The organism is Salinicola sp. NYA28a (assembly GCF_976982775.1).
Map to the genome: position 1 here is coordinate 2,308,390 of NZ_OZ334582.1, position 17,460 is coordinate 2,325,849.

The window sequence follows — 17,460 nt, forward strand, 5'->3', positions numbered from 1 at the left end:
ACACCGCCTATTCATTCGATTCGACAGGAAACACTCGATGCCACACTTCCTTTCGGCCAGCGAACGGCGACAGCCCGCTTCGATTCCGTTCAAGCCGTGGTGGCAGGCGCTCGGCGCCCTGGTTCTGGTGGCCTGGCTTGCCGGTTGCGCCGGACAGGCACCTGCACCGGACGTGCCGCGCCAGCCCGACGACTGGCAGCGGCAACAGGACGACCTGGCCGCGCTCGATACCTGGACGGTAGCCGGCAAGGTCGGTCTGCGAACCCCGGAAGAGAGCCGCAGCGCCAATCTGGACTGGTCCCAGTCGCCCGGCCACTACCGCATGCTGATCAGCGGCCCGTTCGGCGCCGGACGCAGCGTGCTCGAAGGCCGCCAAGGTGCAGTGACGCTGACCACCAGCGACGGCCGCTTCGGAGCCGCGTCACCGGAAGCCCTGATGCAGCAGCAACTGGGCTGGTCGCTACCGATCTCGGCACTGGACTACTGGGTGCGCGGCCTTCCGGCGCCCGGTCGCTTTCACCAGCAGAGCGACGATGAACTCGGCTTCCCCAGGACCTTGAGCCAGGACGGCTGGAACATCCGCTATCGCGACTGGACCTACGCCGGCTCGCTATGGCTGCCGAGCCGCCTGATCATGACCTACGACGATATCCGCGCCACGCTGGTCGTCAACCAGTGGCAGCCGCAGACCGGATCCGAACAACACTCTGACGGACCAGAACGTTCACCTGAAGAGACACCGGACGCGACTCGATGACACCGTTGACGCTGCCCGCGCCGGCCAAGCTCAATCGCCTGTTGCGCATTACCGGCCGCCGGCCGGATGGCTATCACACGCTGCAGACGCTGTTCCAGATTCTCGATAGCGGCGACACGCTGCGATTCCACCCGCGGCGCGACAACGACCACATCACGCTCTCCCCCGCGCTGCCCAATGTTGCCGAAGCGGACAACCTCGTCGTTCGGGCGGCGCGGCTGCTTCAGCGCGAGACAGGCTGTCGCCAGGGCGCGGCGATCGAGCTGGAGAAGCGCCTGCCGATGGGCGGCGGGCTGGGTGGTGGCAGCTCCAACGCCGCCACCACGCTGCTGGCGCTCGACCATCTCTGGGGGCTCGATCTCGGTCTCGAGCGACTGGCGACACTGGGGCTGGAACTGGGCGCCGATATACCGGTGTTCGTGCGCGGCCATAGCGCCTGGGCGGAAGGCGTCGGCGAACGTCTCGTCCCCGTCGACCTGGCGCCCTCCTGGTTCGTCGTCGTCCACCCGGGCGTGGAAATCTCCACGGCGGCGATTTTCGGCCACCCTGGTTTGACACGTAATAGCACGGTCATTAGTATGCGTCGCGCACTCGACGGGGCCGCCCCTGACGCCGTGTGGCGCAACGATTGCGAAGGCATCGTGCGAGCGCTTCACCCCGAGGTAGACCGCGCGCTGAACTGGCTCGGCCAGTATGGCAAGGCGGCACTGACAGGGACCGGCGCCTGCGTCTTCTGTCCGCTGGACGGCGAAGCGCAGGCCGAACGGGTACTGCGACAGGTCCCGGACGAATGGCAGGCATTCAAGGCCCGTGGCAGCAACGTTTCTCCGCTGCACCAGGCTCTGGAAACTGCCAGGGGTCTGGACAGGACTCGAGCGTGATACCGCCATGCCATCTGCTGGAAAGACCGCTTTCGACCTGCGGTTTTTGCCAGATTTTTCAGACGGCTCGCGGCTTCATGACTGGTTTTCCGTCCAAACCTAGCCAACGGTTTGTGCTTTTGCGCATAATAGGCGCGACCAATGATTGCTGGGGTATCGCCAAGTGGTAAGGCACTGGTTTCTGGTACCAGCATTCCCAGGTTCGAATCCTGGTACCCCAGCCACTTCCTGACTTTCGACAAGCCTGCATACGGAAACCGGGTCGCGATGGCCACTCAGCCCACACGATTTCCCCACCGGCGTTGCGGTTGCTTCTCCTGCCGTCTCGACGTACGACTTCGATGCCAGCCCGCATCGTCGACGGGCAAGCGTGGCATTTCAGAATCTTGCCCATCGCACCGCCTTCCCCCTGCAGCCTCGTCATCCGTCCTGAAACCGAAACGAATGTCCTCTACCGACCTTCAACTGCTCTCAAAGGTGGCCGCGCGTGTCTAAATTGATGGTTTTTACCGGTAACGCCAACGTCGGACTTGCTTCGAAGGTAGCCGAGAGTCTGGATAACCGACTGGGTCACGCGACGGTCGGGCAGTTCAGCGATGGCGAAATCGCCGTCGAAATCAACGAAAACGTACGCGGTAAAGACGTCTTTATCCTGCAGTCGACCTGCGCGCCGACCAACGACAACCTCATGGAGCTGATCCTGATGGTCGATGCGCTGCGTCGCGCCTCGGCCACCCGCATCACGGCCGTCGTGCCCTACTTCGGCTATGCGCGCCAGGATCGCCGCGTGCGTTCGGCCCGCGTGCCGATCTCGGCCAAGGTCGTCGCCGACATGATGGTCAAGGCCGGTGTCGACCGCGTCATGACCATGGATCTGCACGCCGACCAGATCCAGGGCTTCTTCGACGTGCCGGTGGACAACGTCTACGGCTCTCCGATCCTGCTCGACGACATCGAACGCCAGAACTACGACGACCTGGTCGTGGTCTCTCCCGATGTCGGCGGCGTGGTCCGTGCCCGCGCCATCGCCAAGCAGCTCAACGTCGACCTGGCGATCATCGACAAGCGTCGCCCGCAGGCCAACCAGGCTCAGGTGATGCACATCATCGGCGACATCCAGGATCGCACCTGCGTGGTGGTCGACGACATGGTCGATACCGCCGGCACCCTCTGCAAGGCCGCCGAGGCATTGAAGGATCGTGGCGCTCGCCGAGTGGTCGCTTATGCCACGCATCCGATCCTGTCCGGGCCCGCCGTGGACAATATTAGCGGTTCAGTGCTTGACGAACTCGTCGTTGCCGATACCATACCGCTCTCCGAACCTGCACGTCGTAGCGGCAAGATCCGTCAGTTGACGGTCGCCGGCCTGATCGCCGAAGCCATTCGTCGTGTGAGTAACGAAGAATCCGTCAGCGCGATGTTCCACTGATCGCCGTCGGAACGGTCTTCGGATAACGGCCGTTTCGAAACGATAGGGAACCACGCGCGGATACGTGGGCCACTGCCGTGAGGGCAGTGGCCCTACTGGAAACGGCATCGTCTGGTCGCGGGCGGTGCCGATTTCCATTACTTGACCATTAGAGGTGACAATCAATGTCCCATTACACCCTGACCGCCAATGTTCGTAAGGAGCTGGGGAAAGGTGCGAGCCGCCGCCTGCGCCGCAAGAACGAACAGGTCGCTGCCATCATCTACGGTGGTTCTGCCGAACCGCAGCCGATCACCATCGACAAGCCGGCCTTCTACAAGGCGATCGAAGACGAAGCGTTCTTCTCCTCGATCATCGACATCAGTGTCGACGGCAAGAGCGAGCAGGTCGTCATTCGTGATCTGCAGCGCCATCCGTACAAGGCGCTGGTTACTCACGCTGACTTCATGCGCGTCGATGCGACCCACGAGCTGACCCTGAATGTCCCGCTGCACTTCCTCAACGAAGAAGCATGCAAAGGCGTCAAGGACGAAGGTGGCGTGCTGCACGTTCTGAACAACGACGTTCAGATCAGCTGCCTGCCGTCCAAGCTGCCGGAATACATCGAAGTCGACGTGGCCAACCTGGGCCTCGGCGAGACCATCCACCTGTCCGACATCAAGCTGCCGGAAGGTGTGACTCTGGTCGAGCTGACCCACGGTGAAGAGCACGACGCCGGTGTCGTCAGCGTCACGCACCCGACCGTCGCCAGTGACGACGAAGTCGCCGGTGAAGGCGTCGACGAAGAAGGCGAACCGAAAGGCGACGCATAACCCTGCGTCAGAGACCGGACAACAGGCAGTCGGCAATGACAGTGAAAGCGATCATCGGTCTCGGTAATCCGGGGCCGGAATACGAAGACACTCGTCACAATGCCGGCGCCTGGCTGGTCGAGCAGCTCGCTCGGGACACAGCGGAAACGCTGCGTCCCGAACGCAAGTTTCTGGGTCTTCATGCCAGGATCCGCCTGGGCGGGCACGATCTTCACCTGCTCAACCCCACCACTTTCATGAATCGCAGCGGTGCCTCGGTGGCTGCGCTGTGCCAGTTCTTCAAGATCGCTCCGGACGAGCTCCTCGTCGCTCACGACGAACTCGACATCGCGCCCGGCTGCGCCCGTTACAAGACGGGTGGCGGACACGGCGGTCATAACGGCCTGCGCGACATCATCAGCGCACTGGGCAACAGCAACGGCTTCCACCGTTTGCGTATCGGCATCGGCCACCCCGGCAGTGCCAAGCTCGTCACCAACTATGTCCTCGGTCGTCCCGGCAAGGCCGAACGCCAGGCCATCGACGATTCGCTTGATGAAACCATCGCCACCCTGCCCGACGTACTCGACGGAGATTGGGCCAAGGCGATGAATCGTCTGCATAGTTTCAAACCCGCCTGATTCGCTCGTAGCTCGTAGCTCGTAGCTCGTAGCTCGTAGCTCGTAGCTCGTAGCTCGTAGCTCGTAGCTCGTAGCTCGTAGCTCGGCAAGAGTCTGGCCCCCGCCGACCGCGTCCCGTAGAATGCCCGCCATTCACTTTTTCGTGCTTATTCGTTCGCGTCTGCCATGATCGAATCGAATTCAGGATCACACCGTTTCAGGGATATATCATGGGTTTCAATTGCGGCATCGTCGGCCTGCCCAACGTTGGCAAGTCGACCCTCTTCAATGCGTTGACGCGCTCCGGCATCGACGCCGAGAACTTCCCGTTCTGCACCATCGAACCCAATACCGGTATCGTGCCGATGCCCGACCCGCGTCTCGACAAGCTCGCCGAGATCGTCAAGCCGGAAAAGGTGGTGCCGACCACGATGGAGTTCGTCGATATCGCCGGCCTGGTCGAGGGCGCCTCCAAGGGTGAAGGCCTGGGCAACCAGTTCCTCGCCAACATTCGCGAAACTGACGCCATCGCCCACGTGGTTCGCTGCTTCGACGACGACAACGTCATCCACGTCGCGAATCAGGTCGACCCCACCGCCGATATCGAGACCATCAATCTCGAGCTGGCCCTGGCCGACCTCGACGCCGTCGAACGCTCGATTCAGCGCCTGACCCGTGTGGTCAAGGGCGGTGACAAGGAAGCGATCGCCACCAAGGCCATTCTGGATCGTATTCAGCCGCACCTGGCCGAAGGTCAGCCGCTGCGCAGCTTTGGCCTCGATGCCGAGGAACAGCAGCAACTGCGCAGCTTCGGCTTCCTCACGCTCAAGCCAACGATGTACATCGCCAACGTCAACGAGGACGGGTTCGACAACAACCCTCACCTCGATATCGTGCGCGAGATCGCCGCCAGGGAGAATGCGGTAGTCGTGCCGGTCTGCAACAAGCTGGAAGCGGAGATCGCCGAACTCGAGGACGAAGAACGCGCCATGTTCCTCGAAGAAATGGGTATGGAAGAACCCGGTCTCGATCGCGTCATTCGTGCCGGCTACGGCCTGCTGGGGCTGCAAACCTATTTCACTGCCGGTGTGAAGGAAGTGCGAGCCTGGACCGTCAAGGTCGGCGCGACCGCACCGCAAGCCGCCGGCGTGATCCACACCGATTTCGAGAAGGGCTTCATCCGTGCCGAGGTGGTCAGCTACGAGGACTTCGTCGCCCTGGGTGGCGAGAATGGCGCCAAGGAAGCCGGCAAGTGGCGTCTCGAAGGCAAGGCTTACGTCGTGAAGGACGGCGACGTGATGCACTTCCGCTTCAACGTCTGAGGGTTTTCTCGGAATGCAGTAGCGGTCCTATTGTTCATTGAGGTCCCGAAAATCAGGTCAGCCAAACCTACTGGCCGAGGACAGGGGGCTTTCTTTCCGGTGATCAAACCCACTGGCGGCAAACGTTATCGGTAGCGGTGCTGTCGTGGTTTAATGAAATCGCCCGGCGCCTGTGCGATGTCCAAAGGTGATATCTCGCGCCCGCTTCCCAAACCTAAGATTGGGCGGTTCGCGGTAGAGGTCATCAATCACTTAGGGACTAGGTGACGAAGATGTTCAAAGTCTGACGCGGAGAGAAAACATGACACAGCCCCCTTTTATTAGCCGCGTCGCCGTTCGCAACTATAAGAGCATCGGCTATTGCGATGTGAGTCTGCGCCCGCTGACCTACTTGGTGGGTCACAACGGCGCGGGCAAGAGCAATTTCATGGATGCCCTGCATTTCGTGCGCGACGCGCTTTCCAATTCACTGGATAGTGCTCTGAACGAACGGGGCGGCATCAACGAGGTTCGCCGGCGTAGCGGAGGTCATCCTACGCATTTCGCACTTCGAATCGAGTTCGTCATGCAAGGCGGCCAAGTTGGGCACTATGGCTTCGTTATCGGGGCGTTGAAGAATGGCGGTTACGAGGTGCAGCGAGAGGAATGCGTTGTCGCTGGCATCGGCAAGGGTCCATTCTTCCGCATCGGGAAAGGCAAGCTTCGAGATAGCAGCGAGACCACCTTCCCCTCGGTAACTGCGGACAGATTGGCATTGGTGGCAGCCTCGGGCCTGACGGACTTCCGCCCGGTATTTGATGCATTGACCGCGATGGGCTTCTATAACCTCAACCCAAAACTGATGCGCGAATTACAGAAACCCCAAGATGGCAGACTGTTGCGGCCTGCCGGGGAGAACATCGCCAGCGTGATCGGACATTTGGAAAAGGTAGCACCTGCCCAGATGACGCTGATAGAGGAATATTTACACTCCGTGGCGCCTATGGTACATGGCGTGGAGCGCAAGCCCATTGGGCCAATGGAAACGCTGGAGTTTCGTCAGGACATGGCCGGCTCCAAACATCCTTGGCGTTTCCTTTCTCAAAATATGTCCGATGGCACCCTACGCGCACTGGGCGTTCTGGCCGCACTGTTACAGGGTAATGTGGATTATTCACCGACATTGATCGGCATCGAGGAACCTGAAACCGCCCTGCATCCGGCAGCTAGCGCCGCACTTCGCGAGGCATTGGTGCGCGCTTCTGAAACCACGCAAGTCCTTGTGACTAGTCACAGTCCAGACCTCCTGGATGACCGCAGTATCGACGCGGATGCCGTGCTGGCCGTCGTGTCTGAGGCGGGCGAAACAAAGGTTGCGCCACTGGACGAAGGCTCACGCCAAGTCATGCGGGAGCATCTGTTCTCGGCTGGTGAACTGCTACGCATGAACCAACTGGCACCCGACCGAGACAGTATAGAACGCCAGGACAAGGCGGCCTCTGGGGATCTTTTCAGTGAAATGGAGTCTACATGATCCCAGTCGCCAGCATTGTGGAGGGCCATGGCGAAGTTGACGCCTTGCCGGTTTTGCTGCGTCGTCTGAATGCATGGCGTCCGGGCCGTGACTACGCGCATGCGCTCCCACCGATTCGGGTTCACAGGGACCGTTTTCTCAATCGCGAAGAGGAGTTCCGCAAGCAACTGTTGCTGGCGGCCGCCAAATGCGGCGAGCAGGGATGGATTCTGGTGGTTTTGGACGCCGATGACGACTGTCCAGCCACCTTGGCAGCCGAGGTCCATCAGCGTGCGAGGCAGCATTTGCCGCACCGGCGCCTATCGGTGGTATTGGCCAAGCGCGAATACGAAGCTTGGTTCATTGCGGCAGCCCCGTCACTCGACGGACGCCGGGGATTCCGCTACCCGGCTGATGCCCAAGTCGATGCAGAGACGCCGCGAGACGCGAAGGGTTGGCTGCGCCGAAATATGGAGGGCGGAACCTACAGCGAAGTGCTGGATCAACCCGCTTTCACGGCACATTTCGACCTGCAACAAGCATTTGACAACAGTCGTTCATTCCGCAAGCTGTGCAAAGAATGGCAAGTCAACATCGTAGATTTGAACGGCAATTGAAGCAGGGTATTGCTTATCGCCGTCTTTAGGGAAACGCTGCATAAATGCCTGCGCGAGCGAATCGCTTCGTTGCGTGGTACTCGAAAATCCGCCTAACTTCATTAGGTCTCCTTTTCTGCGTTCCATACGCCTCGCGCTTCATCTCGCTCGTCGATTTATTCAGCATTTCCTTAGGATGCTGACGTATCGGCCAAACTTCTGTGTTGGCGGCTTTGCGTTCCTTGGCCGAAGCGCTATTCCCTCGAGACGCCTGGGTGCCATCCAAAGGCCTTGTCGAGATCAGACCCAAGAAATTATTGACGTTTCATCAAGTTATGGTAGTATTCGCAACCGTTGTCAGGCGACTCAGGTTAGCTTGACACGGCTGCCCCGAAGGCTACGTAGCTCAGCTGGTTAGAGCACATCACTCATAATGATGGGGTCCCCTGTTCGAATCAGGGCGTAGCCACCAGATATCGCGAAAAAGCCCGCCGTTCTCACGATCGGCGGGCTTTTTCGTATGGCCTTGCGTCGGCTTTCCGTATTGCCGCCCGTGCGGCAGGCTGTCGATTCGCACGGCCTGCCGCACGATTCAGATGGCGCGACGACGACTCTCTTCGATGTAGGCTTCACGCAGCTTTCGCGCTACCTCACCGGGGCGGCCATCGGCGACATGCACACCGTCGATCGCCACGACCGGCGTAACGAACGATGACGCCGAGGTGACGAAGCACTCCCTGGCTCCCTGCGCCTCCTCGACGCTGAAGGCCCGCTCCTCGACACGCAACGAGAGCGTCTGGGCGAGCTCCAGAACGACGGCACGAGTAATGCCGGGGAGAATGGCGTGGGAGAGCTCTCGCGTCACCAGCGCTCCGTCGTGGGTCAGCATCCACGCGTTGTTCGATGCTCCTTCGGTTACCAGCCCCTCCTCGACCATCCAGGCATCGTCGGCACCGGCCGCCGTCGCCGCCATCTTGGCCATCACGGGGTAGAGCAGCTGCACCGTCTTGATGTCGCGTCGCGTCCAGCGCCAGTCGGGTTGCGTCGCGACACGAATGCCCTCGCGGCCACTGCGGCTGTCGACGAGGGCCTTGGCCTGGGTGAACAGCACCAGCGTCGGCGGCGTATCGGCGCCAGGATAGTGGAAGTCCCGATCACCGGCGCTACCTCGCGTCAGCTGGAGGTAGACCATGCCCTCCTCGAGCGCGTTGCGCCGGATCAATTCGCGATGGATCGTCAGCAGCGCATCGTCATCCCACGGCAACGCCATCTCGAGCTCACCCGCCGAGCGCGTCAAGCGCCGCATATGGCCGGGGAAATCGATCAGCTTGCCCTCGAGCACCGAAGAAACCTCGTAGACGCCATCGGCAAACAGGAAGCCGCGATCGAAGACCGATACCTTGGCGTCCTGTTCCGCGACGTAGTCGCCATTCACGTAGACCGTGCGCTGTGTCATCTCATGCCGTCTCTATGTCTGTCTTCACGTTCAGGTTCGCCTTCATGTTTACGTCTTCCGCTGAATCCGCGCCGGGGTACAGAACCTGGTTCATGATAGCGATCGCTCAGCCCCACAATGCCGACGTCGCCGGATGGATGCCTTCAGCATCGAAACGCATGCCGTGCTCGCGATCCTGTGCCAGCAATAACGGGCCATCGAGATCGACCACCGCCGCCCCCTGCGCCACCAGCAGCGCCGGCGCCATCGACAGCGACGACCCCACCATGCAGCCGACCATGATCTCGAACCCGCTTGCCAGCGCTTCCCGCTTGAGCGCCAGTGCTTCGGTCAAGCCGCCGGTCTTGTCGAGCTTGATGTTGATCATGTCGTAGCGGCCGACCAGATCGGGTAGCGACGTGCGGTCGTGGCACGCTTCGTCGGCACACACCGGCAGCGGACGCTCGATCTCCGCCAACGGCGCATCCTGGCCCGCCGGCAGCGGCTGCTCGACCATGCTGATTCCCAGCGACACCAGCGTCGGCGCCAGACGTTCGTAGGCGTCGCGATCCCAGCCCTCGTTGGCGTCGACGATGATCCGTGCCTCGGGTGCGCCCTCGCGAACGGCCTCGAGGCGCTCGATATCCCCCTCGCCGCCCAGCTTCAGCTTGAGCAGCGGCCGAGCGGCGTGGCGCCGGGCCTTCTCGCGCATGGCATCGGGTGACTCCAGCGACAGCGTGAAAGCGGTGATCTCGGCCCTGGGCGCGTCAAGACCGGCGAGTTTCCACACCGGCTTGCCAGCGGACTTGGCTTCCATATCCCAGAACGCGCAGTCGAGCGCATTGCGTGCCGCACCGGCCGGCAGTCGCGACTGCAGTTCGAGACGATCCATGCCCTGCGCCAGCGCATCACGCATCGACTCGATCTGGGCGATGACGCTATCGACCGACTCGCCGTAGTGGGCATAGGGCACGCATTCACCGCGGCCGGCATGAGCGCCATCGCTCAGCGTCGCGACCACGACTCGCGCCTCGCTGCGTGAACCGCGGGAGATGGTGAAGACTTCGGCGAGCGGAAAGACCTGCTCCTCGACGCTCAGCTTCAGCATGCCAGCACCGCCGCGGCCAGCCGATCCGCGCCCTGCCGGTAGGGATCGACACACGGCAATCCCAGCCGCGATTCGAGCGCCTCCAGATACCGGTCTGCCTCGTCGACCGCCATGTTGGAGGTATTGACCGAGACACCGACGACCTGGCACGCCGGGTTCACTACCTGTGCCAGCGGCAGCGCCGTATCGCGTAGCTGTTCGAGCGTCGGCAGCTGATAGTTCGGCAACCCGCGCATATGCGTGCGCGTCGGTTCATGACACAGAATCAGCGCGTCCGGCTGGCCACCGTGGATCAATGCCATGGTGACGCCGGAATAGGAAGGGTGGAACAGACTGCCCTGCCCTTCGATGATATCCCAGTGATCGTCGTCGTTGTCCGGCGTCAGCCACTCGATGGAACCGGCCATGAAGTCGGCGATGACGGCATCCAGCGGCACGCCTTCGCCGGTGATCAGAATCCCGGTCTGGCCGGTGGCACGGAAACTCGACTTCGCGCCGCGCTCGCGCAGGGCGATGTCCAGCGCCAGCGCCGTGTACATCTTGCCGATGGAGCAGTCGGTACCCACGGCCAGACAGCGCTTGCCACGGCGCTTCTTGCCGTCGCCAATCGGATACTGGACCTGCGGCACGCGCACGTCGATCAGGCGCCCGCCATGCTTCTCCGCCGCCGCCACCAGCTCCGGCTCGTCACACAGCAGATTGTGCAGCCCGGAAGCGATATCCATGCCGGCAGCCAGCGCTTCCTTGAGCACGGCGATCCAGCTGCGAGAGATCACGCCGCCCCGATTGGCCGCGCCAATTACCAGCGTCCTGGCACCCTGCGCCACGGCCGCGTCGATATCGAGATCCGGCAATTTCATATCCGCCTGGCAACCCGGCAGCCGGTACTGACCCAGCGCATACTCCGGACGCCAGTCGCGAATGCCCTGCGCGACCTTGGCGGACAGCGGATCGGGCACGTCGCCCAGGAACAGCAAATAGGGAGTCTTGAGCATGTCATCACTACTCGTTCAATGTGAAAAGAGCCGACCCGCAAACGGTCGGCACCGAACGTCATCCTGCACCGCCATCAGCCAGTTTGACTGACGAGACTCAACCGGTCATCAGGTCGGCTCGATTGAAGAACGTGGTCAGCGCCCGAATCAGGTACGCCGGATCACGACTGCCTGCCGTTTCGCGAATCGAGTGCATGCCGAATTGCGGTACGCCCACATCGATGGTCGGCACGCCCAGCTCGGTGGCAGTGATCGGGCCGATAGTGCTGCCGCAGCCCATGTCCGCGCGGGTCACGAACTGCTGCACCGGCACGTCGGCTTCACGACAGATATCCTGGAACAGTGCCGCCGTGGCGCTGTTGGTGGCGTAACGCTGGCTGGCGTTGACCTTGATCACCGGCCCGGCGTTGAGTAACGGACCATGATTGGCGTCGTGCTTGTCGGCGAAGTTGGGGTGCACGGCGTGGGCGTTGTCGCAGGAGATCATCAGGGAGCGCTGGACCAATCGTACGAACCCTTCGTCGCCGGGCTCGCCGAGTGCGGCATTCACGCGGCGCAGCACGTCGGCCAGAAACGGCCCCTGGGCGCCACAGGCACTGGCACTGCCGACTTCCTCATGATCATTGGCCACGAACAGCGCGCCCTGCTGGCCATCGGCAGCCAACAGCGCTTCGACACCGATGAAGCAGGAAAGCAGGTTGTCGAGTCGCGCGCTGGCGATCATTTCCCTGTTGATGCCGACCCGAGCCGGCGGCTGGACGTCGTAGAAGCCCAGCTCGAAGTCGACGATGTCCGCCACCTCGATGGCGTGCTCGCGCTCGATCCACTGTTTGAGCAGGTGATCGAAATCCGGCGCATCGCCGCCCTGCATCAGCAGCGGTGCCATCTGCGTCTGCGCATTAAGGACACGACCGTTGTTGGCTTCGCGATCCATATGGATCGCCAGGCTGGGGATGATCGCCACTGGCTCACCCATATTGAGCAAAACCCCTTGCAGACGGCCATCGGTTCGGCGAACGTGAACCCGACCGGCGATCCCCAGGTCGCGATCGAACCACGGCGACAGCAACGCACCGCCATAGACCTGGACACCCAACTGCAACCAGCCCTTGTTGACGATCGCCGGTTGCGGTTTGAGCCGCAGCGCCGGGCTGTCCGTATGAGCGCCGACCATGCGCATCGCCTCGAGCGGCGAAGCCGGCAACTGGAACGCGATCAAAGCACTATCGTTACGCGTCACGTAATATTTGTCGCCTCGTGTTAACTTCCAGCTGTCAGTTTCCTTGAGGGGCCGATATCCTGCCGCCTCCAGCCGTGTCACGAGGTTGGCGGTGGCGTGCCAGGGAGAAGGCGAGCGCTGGAGGAAATCGAGCAAGCGATCTTCGAGAGCCTTGTCGGCGGCGTGTTCTGACATGGGTTTCCTCGGATGTCGGTCTGTAGTCACGCGGACTGACTGCTACAATGGGTCCCGGACCTGAAAAAGATTCATGGATCCGGTGGTCTTCTAGGGAATAGAGAGTGTACAGGAAACCGGGAGTGCTTCATTGATGACCCTGACTGCCGCCGCTCGGTACGCGGCCATGTGTTTGCTATTGCTGGCATGGAGCGTCACGGCGCTAGCCGGTCCCACCCCAACGGACGATCAGCGTCAGGCGGCAAGCGAGGTCGCCGAGTCACTGCAATATGGCCACTACGCCGACGTCGATCTCGACGACGATTGGTCGAAGCGAGCCTTTCAACGTCTGCTGGACGTGCTGGACGATCAGCGCGCTTATCTGCTGCAACGAGACGTCGACAATTTCAGCGACCTGGAAACGTCACTCGATGATGCCGTCAAGTCCGGTGCTCTGGACCGCGTCTATGCATTCTATTCACACTATCAGGATCGCGTGGAAGCCCGGCTCCAGTGGCTGGTAGACAAGGTCGATCAAGGCGTCGACTACGCCTACACCAGCAACGAGCGCCTGGCGCTCGACCGGGAAGACTCTCCTTGGGCGGGCAGCGAGGGAGCGCTCGACGAGCTCTGGAACAAACGGCTGGAGAACGCCGCCCTGACGCTTTTCTTGAGCGACCAATCTCCCGAGGAGATCCAGAAGACGCTCCACGACCGCTACGCCAATCAGCTCAATCGCGTGCGCCAGACCAACGCCGAAGACGTGCTCGTGCTGTTGATGGCAGCGGTCACCGGCACGATCGACCCGCATACCGAATACTTTTCCCCCCAGCAGAGCGAATCCTTCGATATCCAGATGCGTCTCTCGCTGGAGGGGATCGGCGCGCTGCTGCAGAGCGACGGCGAGTACGTCAAGGTATCGAGCCTGGTGCCCGGTGGGCCTGCCGACAAGAGCGGCGCGCTGCAGCCGGCCGACCGTATCGTTGCCGTCGGCCAGAACGAAGACGGCGACATGGTCAACGTGGTCGGCATGCGTCTCGATGAAGTGGTCGACCTGATTCGTGGCCCGAAAGGCTCGACGGTGCGACTCGACATCATCCCGGCCAAGGCCGTCGACGTGACCCGCACGCACACCATCCGGATCACGCGAGATACCGTCAAGCTCGAGGATCAGGCCGCCCATAGCCGGGTGGAAGAGATCCAGCGTGACGGCACGACGCACAAGATCGGCATCATCACCGTGCCGGCATTCTACGTCGACTTCGACGCCTGGCAGGCGGGCGAGTCCGACTACCGCAGCACCACCCGGGACGTGGCCAAGGAGATCGACAAGCTCAAGGCGCAGAACGTCGAAGGCATCGTGCTCGATCTGCGCAATGACGGCGGCGGCGCGCTCCAGGAAGCCAACTCCATGATCGGCCTGTTCATCGACCGGGGCCCCACCGTACAGGTCCGCGATGCCGGCGGACGCATCAATCTCTACGGCGATACCGACGCCGGGGTGGCCTACGAAGGTCCGCTGGCGGTGCTGGTCAACCGGCTTTCCGCTTCCGCCTCGGAGATCTTCGCCGGCGCGATCCAGGACTACGGTCGCGGCCTGGTGGTCGGCAGCCGCACGTTCGGCAAGGGCACCGTCCAGACGCTGACCGACCTGAGCCACGGCCAGATCAAGCTGACCCGCGCCAAGTTCTATCGCATTTCCGGCGAAAGCACGCAGCATCGCGGTGTCGAGCCGGACATCCTGTTCCCGAGTCTGATCGACCCCGACGAGATCGGCGAAAGCGCCCTCGACAACGCCCTCCCCTGGGATCGCGTCCGCCCGGTGCAGTATCGTCTTTACGGTGAGCCGTGGCGCTACCTGGAAGCGCTGCAGGATCGCCACGAGCAGCGCATCGCCAACGACCCGGACTTCGTCTACCTGGAGAAGCAGGCTCAGTTGAGCAAGCGGCTGCGCGATCAACAGACCAGCATCAGCCTCAACAAGGAGCAGCGTCAGCGCGAGATGGATGCCCAGGAGACCGAGCAGCTGGCGCTCGAGAACCAGCGTCGTAGGGCGCTGGGCATGGAACCGCTCGATCACTGGACCGATGCCCGCGAACAGGACGAGACGTCAAGCAACGACCAGACCGACACCAGCGACCAGAGCAGCGACAGCGGCAGCGGCAGCGGCAGCGGCAAGGACGATGCCAATGCCGAAGACGCCAACCCGACCGATCGCGCCGAACTGCAGGAAACCTCCCAGATCCTGCTGGACTACATTCAGTTGAAGTCCAACGGATGATCGGCGGCGCTCCGGCCCGTCGCCGGAACGCCGACCCGTAGCTGCCGGCGCTCGATCTCCAGCCTGACCGAAGCCTCGCGAAGACATTCGCGGGGCTTTTTTGATCAATCGGTCGTGGCAACTCACGGCATTAATGGTTCGAAACCCGAACTCTCGGTATTCAGAAAATCGCCGGCCGGTCGTTGTACGTTTAAAAGACCCGAGAGAGCGATGCCATGATTGCGATATTGATCCGGGCCGCGGCCCTCGTCTGGCTGGGGCTGGCCGGGCTTGCCCAGGCCGACCCGGCTCATGACGACCCGATTCAGGCCGATACGGTTCATGACGACACGGTTCAGGCCGACACGATTCATGACGACGATGACCAGACGGCTCGTCACGCCACCACAGCAAACCCATCATGCCCGCCGGGGGCGACACGACCACGGCAGCAAGACGCCCTGACCACGCTGGCCCGGCAGCTCGAAGCATGGGACGAGGCGTATTATCAGCGTGGCGAGCGTCTCGTTGACGATGGCGTCTACGACGAAGCCAAACGCCGCTGGCAACGCTGGCGAGACTGTCTTAAACCCCTCGATCTCAAACCCCTCGGTCTCGATCCTGCCGCCGAGCCATCCCGCCAGCCTACGCCGGCTTCCCCGCGGGACGAGCTCGAACATCCCTTCGCCCAGACCGGACTCGACAAGCTGCCCGATCGCCAGGCCGTCGGCGAATGGCTTGCCAGGCAGTCGAACCAGACGCTCTGGATCCAGCCCAAGGTAGACGGTGTTGCCGTGTCGCTCGTGTACCGGAATGGCGAGCTCGAGACCGCCATCAGCCGTGGCGACGGGGAAACAGGCCAGGACTGGACGCGTCAGGTCAGACAGATCGCGAGCCTTCCCCAGCACCTGCCGACCGACGAACCGGTCACCTTGCAGGGAGAGCTCTATCTTCGTCTTCCCGATCACGTACAGGCCCGGGATGGCGGCGTCTCCGCGCGCTCCGAGGTGGCCGGGCTGCTGAACCGACACGAGCTGTCCGCGGAGGCAGCTCGTGACATCGGCTTTTTTGCCTGGGCCTGGCCGGATGGCCCTGCCAGCGGCGAACGTCGGCTCCAGCAACTGGCCGATCTCGGCTTTGGCGACACGGCCAGATACACCCGAACGGTCTCGCAGCTATCGGAAGTCGTGCAGTGGCGCGACCGCTGGTATCACGCCCCGCTGCCGTTCGCCTCCGATGGTGTCGTCATCAAGCGCAGCCACAGGCCTCCTGGGGCGCGCTGGCAGGCAGCGCCGCCGAGCTGGGCCATCGCCTGGAAATACCCGGCGGCGCAGACGCTGGCCGTGGTCGAAGCGATCGATGTTTCGGTCGGCCGCACCGGGCGCCTGACGCCCGTCGCCCGGCTCGATCCCGTCCTGCTCGACGACCGGGAAGTCAGTTCGGTGAGCCTGGGGTCGCTGGCGCATTGGCAGGAACTGGACGTTCGCCCCGGCGATCAGGTATCGCTCTCGCTCGCTGGCGCGACCATTCCCCAGATCGAACGCGTGGTCATTCCGGCAACGCCGCGCCAGGCGCTGACGCTTCCCGATGCCGAACGCTACGATGCGCTCTCCTGCCTGACATTGATGCCCGGCTGTCGCGAACAGTTTCTGGCCCGCCTGGCATGGCTCGGCAGCGAGGATGGCCTGGACATGAGCGGCATCGGCCCTGCCAGCTGGGCTGCGCTGGTCGATGCCGGCCTGGTCGATGGCCTGCTGGATTGGCGGCAGTTGCGTGCGGAGCAGTTGCAAACGCTGCCTGGCGTCGGGGAAGCCCGCGCCCGGCAGTGGCTCGATGCCTTCCATGCCGCCGAAAGGATGGAGCGGACGCGATGGTTCATTGCCCTCGGCATGCCGCCGATTCCGGAGCAAGTGCGTCGAGCCGCCCTGGCAGCGCCACTGGCCGCGTTGAGAGATCGTTCGGAACAGGGCTGGCAGACGTACGCCGGCATCGGCGCCACTCGTAGTGCGCAGTTGGTGGCGTTCTTCCACGACCCCACCATCGCTACGCTGCTGGAATCCCTGCCGTCTCTTTCGCCAGCGTCGGCGTCGGCGTCGATCCCGTCATCAGCATCTTCTGCCAGACGACCTTGACGGGCTGAGAAGCCTCATCTTTCCAATACGAAGTAAACCACCGTCCGATTCACGAAAACGCGGCATGGCAGGCAAGCCGGGCCGCGTTACAGTCGAAACGTGCCTGCAGTTTCCGGAGCCGGGCGCCACATCGGCACGCCGTCGGCAATAGGTCCCCGACCGGCTGGTCGAGGCCGCCAAGCCCGTAATTCTCTTCCGGATGCATCCTGAAGGCATATTCCCAACCACGATGTCGACGACGGCCGATTC

Annotated in this window: 14 protein-coding genes and 2 tRNA genes; 12 read left to right on the plus strand and 4 right to left on the minus strand. The window is 62.5% G+C overall.

The window, feature by feature from the left end; genetic code table 11:
• Nucleotides 1-37: 37 nt before the first annotated feature.
• The 10 genes from lolB to ACWHY3_RS10550 all read left to right on the plus strand — a co-directional run bounded on the left by lolB (nt 38) and on the right by ACWHY3_RS10550 (nt 8,360).
• On the plus strand, nt 38-757 hold the full coding sequence (lolB, locus tag ACWHY3_RS10505; protein WP_448126483.1) for a lipoprotein insertase outer membrane protein LolB: 720 nt from the start codon (nt 38-40) through the stop codon (nt 755-757).
• Complete coding sequence (gene ispE / locus ACWHY3_RS10510; protein ID WP_448126484.1) at nt 754-1,638, plus strand: 4-(cytidine 5'-diphospho)-2-C-methyl-D-erythritol kinase; 885 nt, start codon at nt 754-756, stop codon at nt 1,636-1,638. Before lolB ends, ispE begins: the two co-directional genes overlap by 4 nt.
• 149 nt (nt 1,639-1,787) lie before the next feature.
• Nucleotides 1,788-1,862 (plus strand) — tRNA-Gln (locus ACWHY3_RS10515).
• A 263-nt stretch (nt 1,863-2,125) separates the two neighbouring features.
• Nucleotides 2,126-3,067 carry a ribose-phosphate pyrophosphokinase gene (locus tag ACWHY3_RS10520; RefSeq protein WP_170835901.1) on the plus strand — a complete coding sequence of 314 codons (942 nt, stop codon included), beginning with the start codon at nt 2,126-2,128 and terminating at the stop codon, nt 3,065-3,067.
• A gap of 164 nt (nt 3,068-3,231) precedes the next feature.
• The gene (locus ACWHY3_RS10525) at nt 3,232-3,879 is read left to right on the plus strand and encodes a 50S ribosomal protein L25/general stress protein Ctc (protein ID WP_087720481.1); all 648 of its coding nucleotides are present in this window, start codon (nt 3,232-3,234) and stop codon (nt 3,877-3,879) included.
• A 35-nt stretch (nt 3,880-3,914) separates the two neighbouring features.
• Complete coding sequence (pth, locus tag ACWHY3_RS10530) at nt 3,915-4,499, plus strand: aminoacyl-tRNA hydrolase (protein ID WP_087720482.1); 585 nt, start codon at nt 3,915-3,917, stop codon at nt 4,497-4,499.
• A gap of 209 nt (nt 4,500-4,708) precedes the next feature.
• Entirely contained in the window at nt 4,709-5,800 is a 1,092-nt protein-coding gene (gene ychF / locus ACWHY3_RS10535; RefSeq protein WP_303854652.1) for a redox-regulated ATPase YchF, read from the plus strand.
• Between the two features lie 301 nt (nt 5,801-6,101).
• On the plus strand, nt 6,102-7,313 hold the full coding sequence (locus tag ACWHY3_RS10540; RefSeq protein ID WP_087720484.1) for an AAA family ATPase: 1,212 nt from the start codon (nt 6,102-6,104) through the stop codon (nt 7,311-7,313).
• Nucleotides 7,310-7,909, plus strand: coding sequence for a DUF4276 family protein (locus ACWHY3_RS10545; RefSeq protein ID WP_087720485.1), 600 nt, complete (start codon nt 7,310-7,312; stop codon nt 7,907-7,909). Before ACWHY3_RS10540 ends, ACWHY3_RS10545 begins: the two co-directional genes overlap by 4 nt.
• Before the next feature lie 374 nt (nt 7,910-8,283).
• Nucleotides 8,284-8,360, plus strand: a tRNA-Met gene (locus ACWHY3_RS10550).
• 120 nt (nt 8,361-8,480) lie between these two features.
• Here ACWHY3_RS10550 and ACWHY3_RS10555 read toward each other — a convergent pair.
• From ACWHY3_RS10555 to ACWHY3_RS10570, 4 genes are all read right to left on the minus strand, one after another.
• Nucleotides 8,481-9,344 (minus strand): D-amino-acid transaminase, encoded by an 864-nt coding sequence (locus ACWHY3_RS10555; protein ID WP_087720486.1) that lies wholly within the window; start codon nt 9,342-9,344, stop codon nt 8,481-8,483.
• A gap of 106 nt (nt 9,345-9,450) precedes the next feature.
• Complete coding sequence (gene dgcA / locus ACWHY3_RS10560) at nt 9,451-10,431, minus strand: N-acetyl-D-Glu racemase DgcA (RefSeq protein WP_322527539.1); 981 nt, start codon at nt 10,429-10,431, stop codon at nt 9,451-9,453.
• Entirely contained in the window at nt 10,425-11,426 is a 1,002-nt protein-coding gene (dgcN, locus tag ACWHY3_RS10565; protein ID WP_448126485.1) for an N-acetyltransferase DgcN, read from the minus strand. Before dgcN ends, dgcA begins: the two co-directional genes overlap by 7 nt.
• A gap of 97 nt (nt 11,427-11,523) precedes the next feature.
• Nucleotides 11,524-12,840, minus strand: a complete 1,317-nt coding sequence (locus tag ACWHY3_RS10570) for a M18 family aminopeptidase (protein ID WP_448126486.1) — start codon at nt 12,838-12,840, stop codon at nt 11,524-11,526.
• A 133-nt stretch (nt 12,841-12,973) separates the two neighbouring features.
• On the opposite strand from ACWHY3_RS10570, the gene ACWHY3_RS10575 reads away from it, so the two are divergent.
• Both ACWHY3_RS10575 and ligB read left to right on the plus strand, forming a co-directional pair.
• A complete protein-coding gene (locus ACWHY3_RS10575) occupies nt 12,974-15,100 on the plus strand; it encodes a carboxy terminal-processing peptidase (RefSeq protein ID WP_448126487.1) in 2,127 nt (708 codons plus the stop codon).
• A 215-nt stretch (nt 15,101-15,315) separates the two neighbouring features.
• The gene (ligB, locus tag ACWHY3_RS10580) at nt 15,316-17,211 is read left to right on the plus strand and encodes an NAD-dependent DNA ligase LigB (RefSeq protein WP_448126488.1); all 1,896 of its coding nucleotides are present in this window, start codon (nt 15,316-15,318) and stop codon (nt 17,209-17,211) included.
• Nucleotides 17,212-17,460: the final 249 nt, after the last annotated feature.

Bases quoted from the DNA above. Each gene is read 5' to 3' on its own strand.
- dgcN (WP_448126485.1), bottom strand. From the start codon at position 11,426: ATGCTCAAGACTCCCTATTTGCTGTTCCTGGGCGACGTGCCCGATCCG.
- dgcA (WP_322527539.1), bottom strand. From the start codon at position 10,431: ATGCTGAAGCTGAGCGTCGAGGAGCAGGTCTTTCCGCTCGCCGAAGTC.
- ispE (WP_448126484.1), top strand. From the start codon at position 754: ATGACACCGTTGACGCTGCCCGCGCCGGCCAAGCTCAATCGCCTGTTG.
- ACWHY3_RS10545 (WP_087720485.1), top strand. From the start codon at position 7,310: ATGATCCCAGTCGCCAGCATTGTGGAGGGCCATGGCGAAGTTGACGCC.
- ACWHY3_RS10570 (WP_448126486.1), bottom strand. From the start codon at position 12,840: ATGTCAGAACACGCCGCCGACAAGGCTCTCGAAGATCGCTTGCTCGAT.
- ACWHY3_RS10525 (WP_087720481.1), top strand. From the start codon at position 3,232: ATGTCCCATTACACCCTGACCGCCAATGTTCGTAAGGAGCTGGGGAAA.
- ligB (WP_448126488.1), top strand. From the start codon at position 15,316: ATGATTGCGATATTGATCCGGGCCGCGGCCCTCGTCTGGCTGGGGCTG.
- ACWHY3_RS10540 (WP_087720484.1), top strand. From the start codon at position 6,102: ATGACACAGCCCCCTTTTATTAGCCGCGTCGCCGTTCGCAACTATAAG.
- ACWHY3_RS10575 (WP_448126487.1), top strand. From the start codon at position 12,974: ATGACCCTGACTGCCGCCGCTCGGTACGCGGCCATGTGTTTGCTATTG.
- ychF (WP_303854652.1), top strand. From the start codon at position 4,709: ATGGGTTTCAATTGCGGCATCGTCGGCCTGCCCAACGTTGGCAAGTCG.
- pth (WP_087720482.1), top strand. From the start codon at position 3,915: ATGACAGTGAAAGCGATCATCGGTCTCGGTAATCCGGGGCCGGAATAC.
- ACWHY3_RS10555 (WP_087720486.1), bottom strand. From the start codon at position 9,344: ATGACACAGCGCACGGTCTACGTGAATGGCGACTACGTCGCGGAACAG.
- lolB (WP_448126483.1), top strand. From the start codon at position 38: ATGCCACACTTCCTTTCGGCCAGCGAACGGCGACAGCCCGCTTCGATT.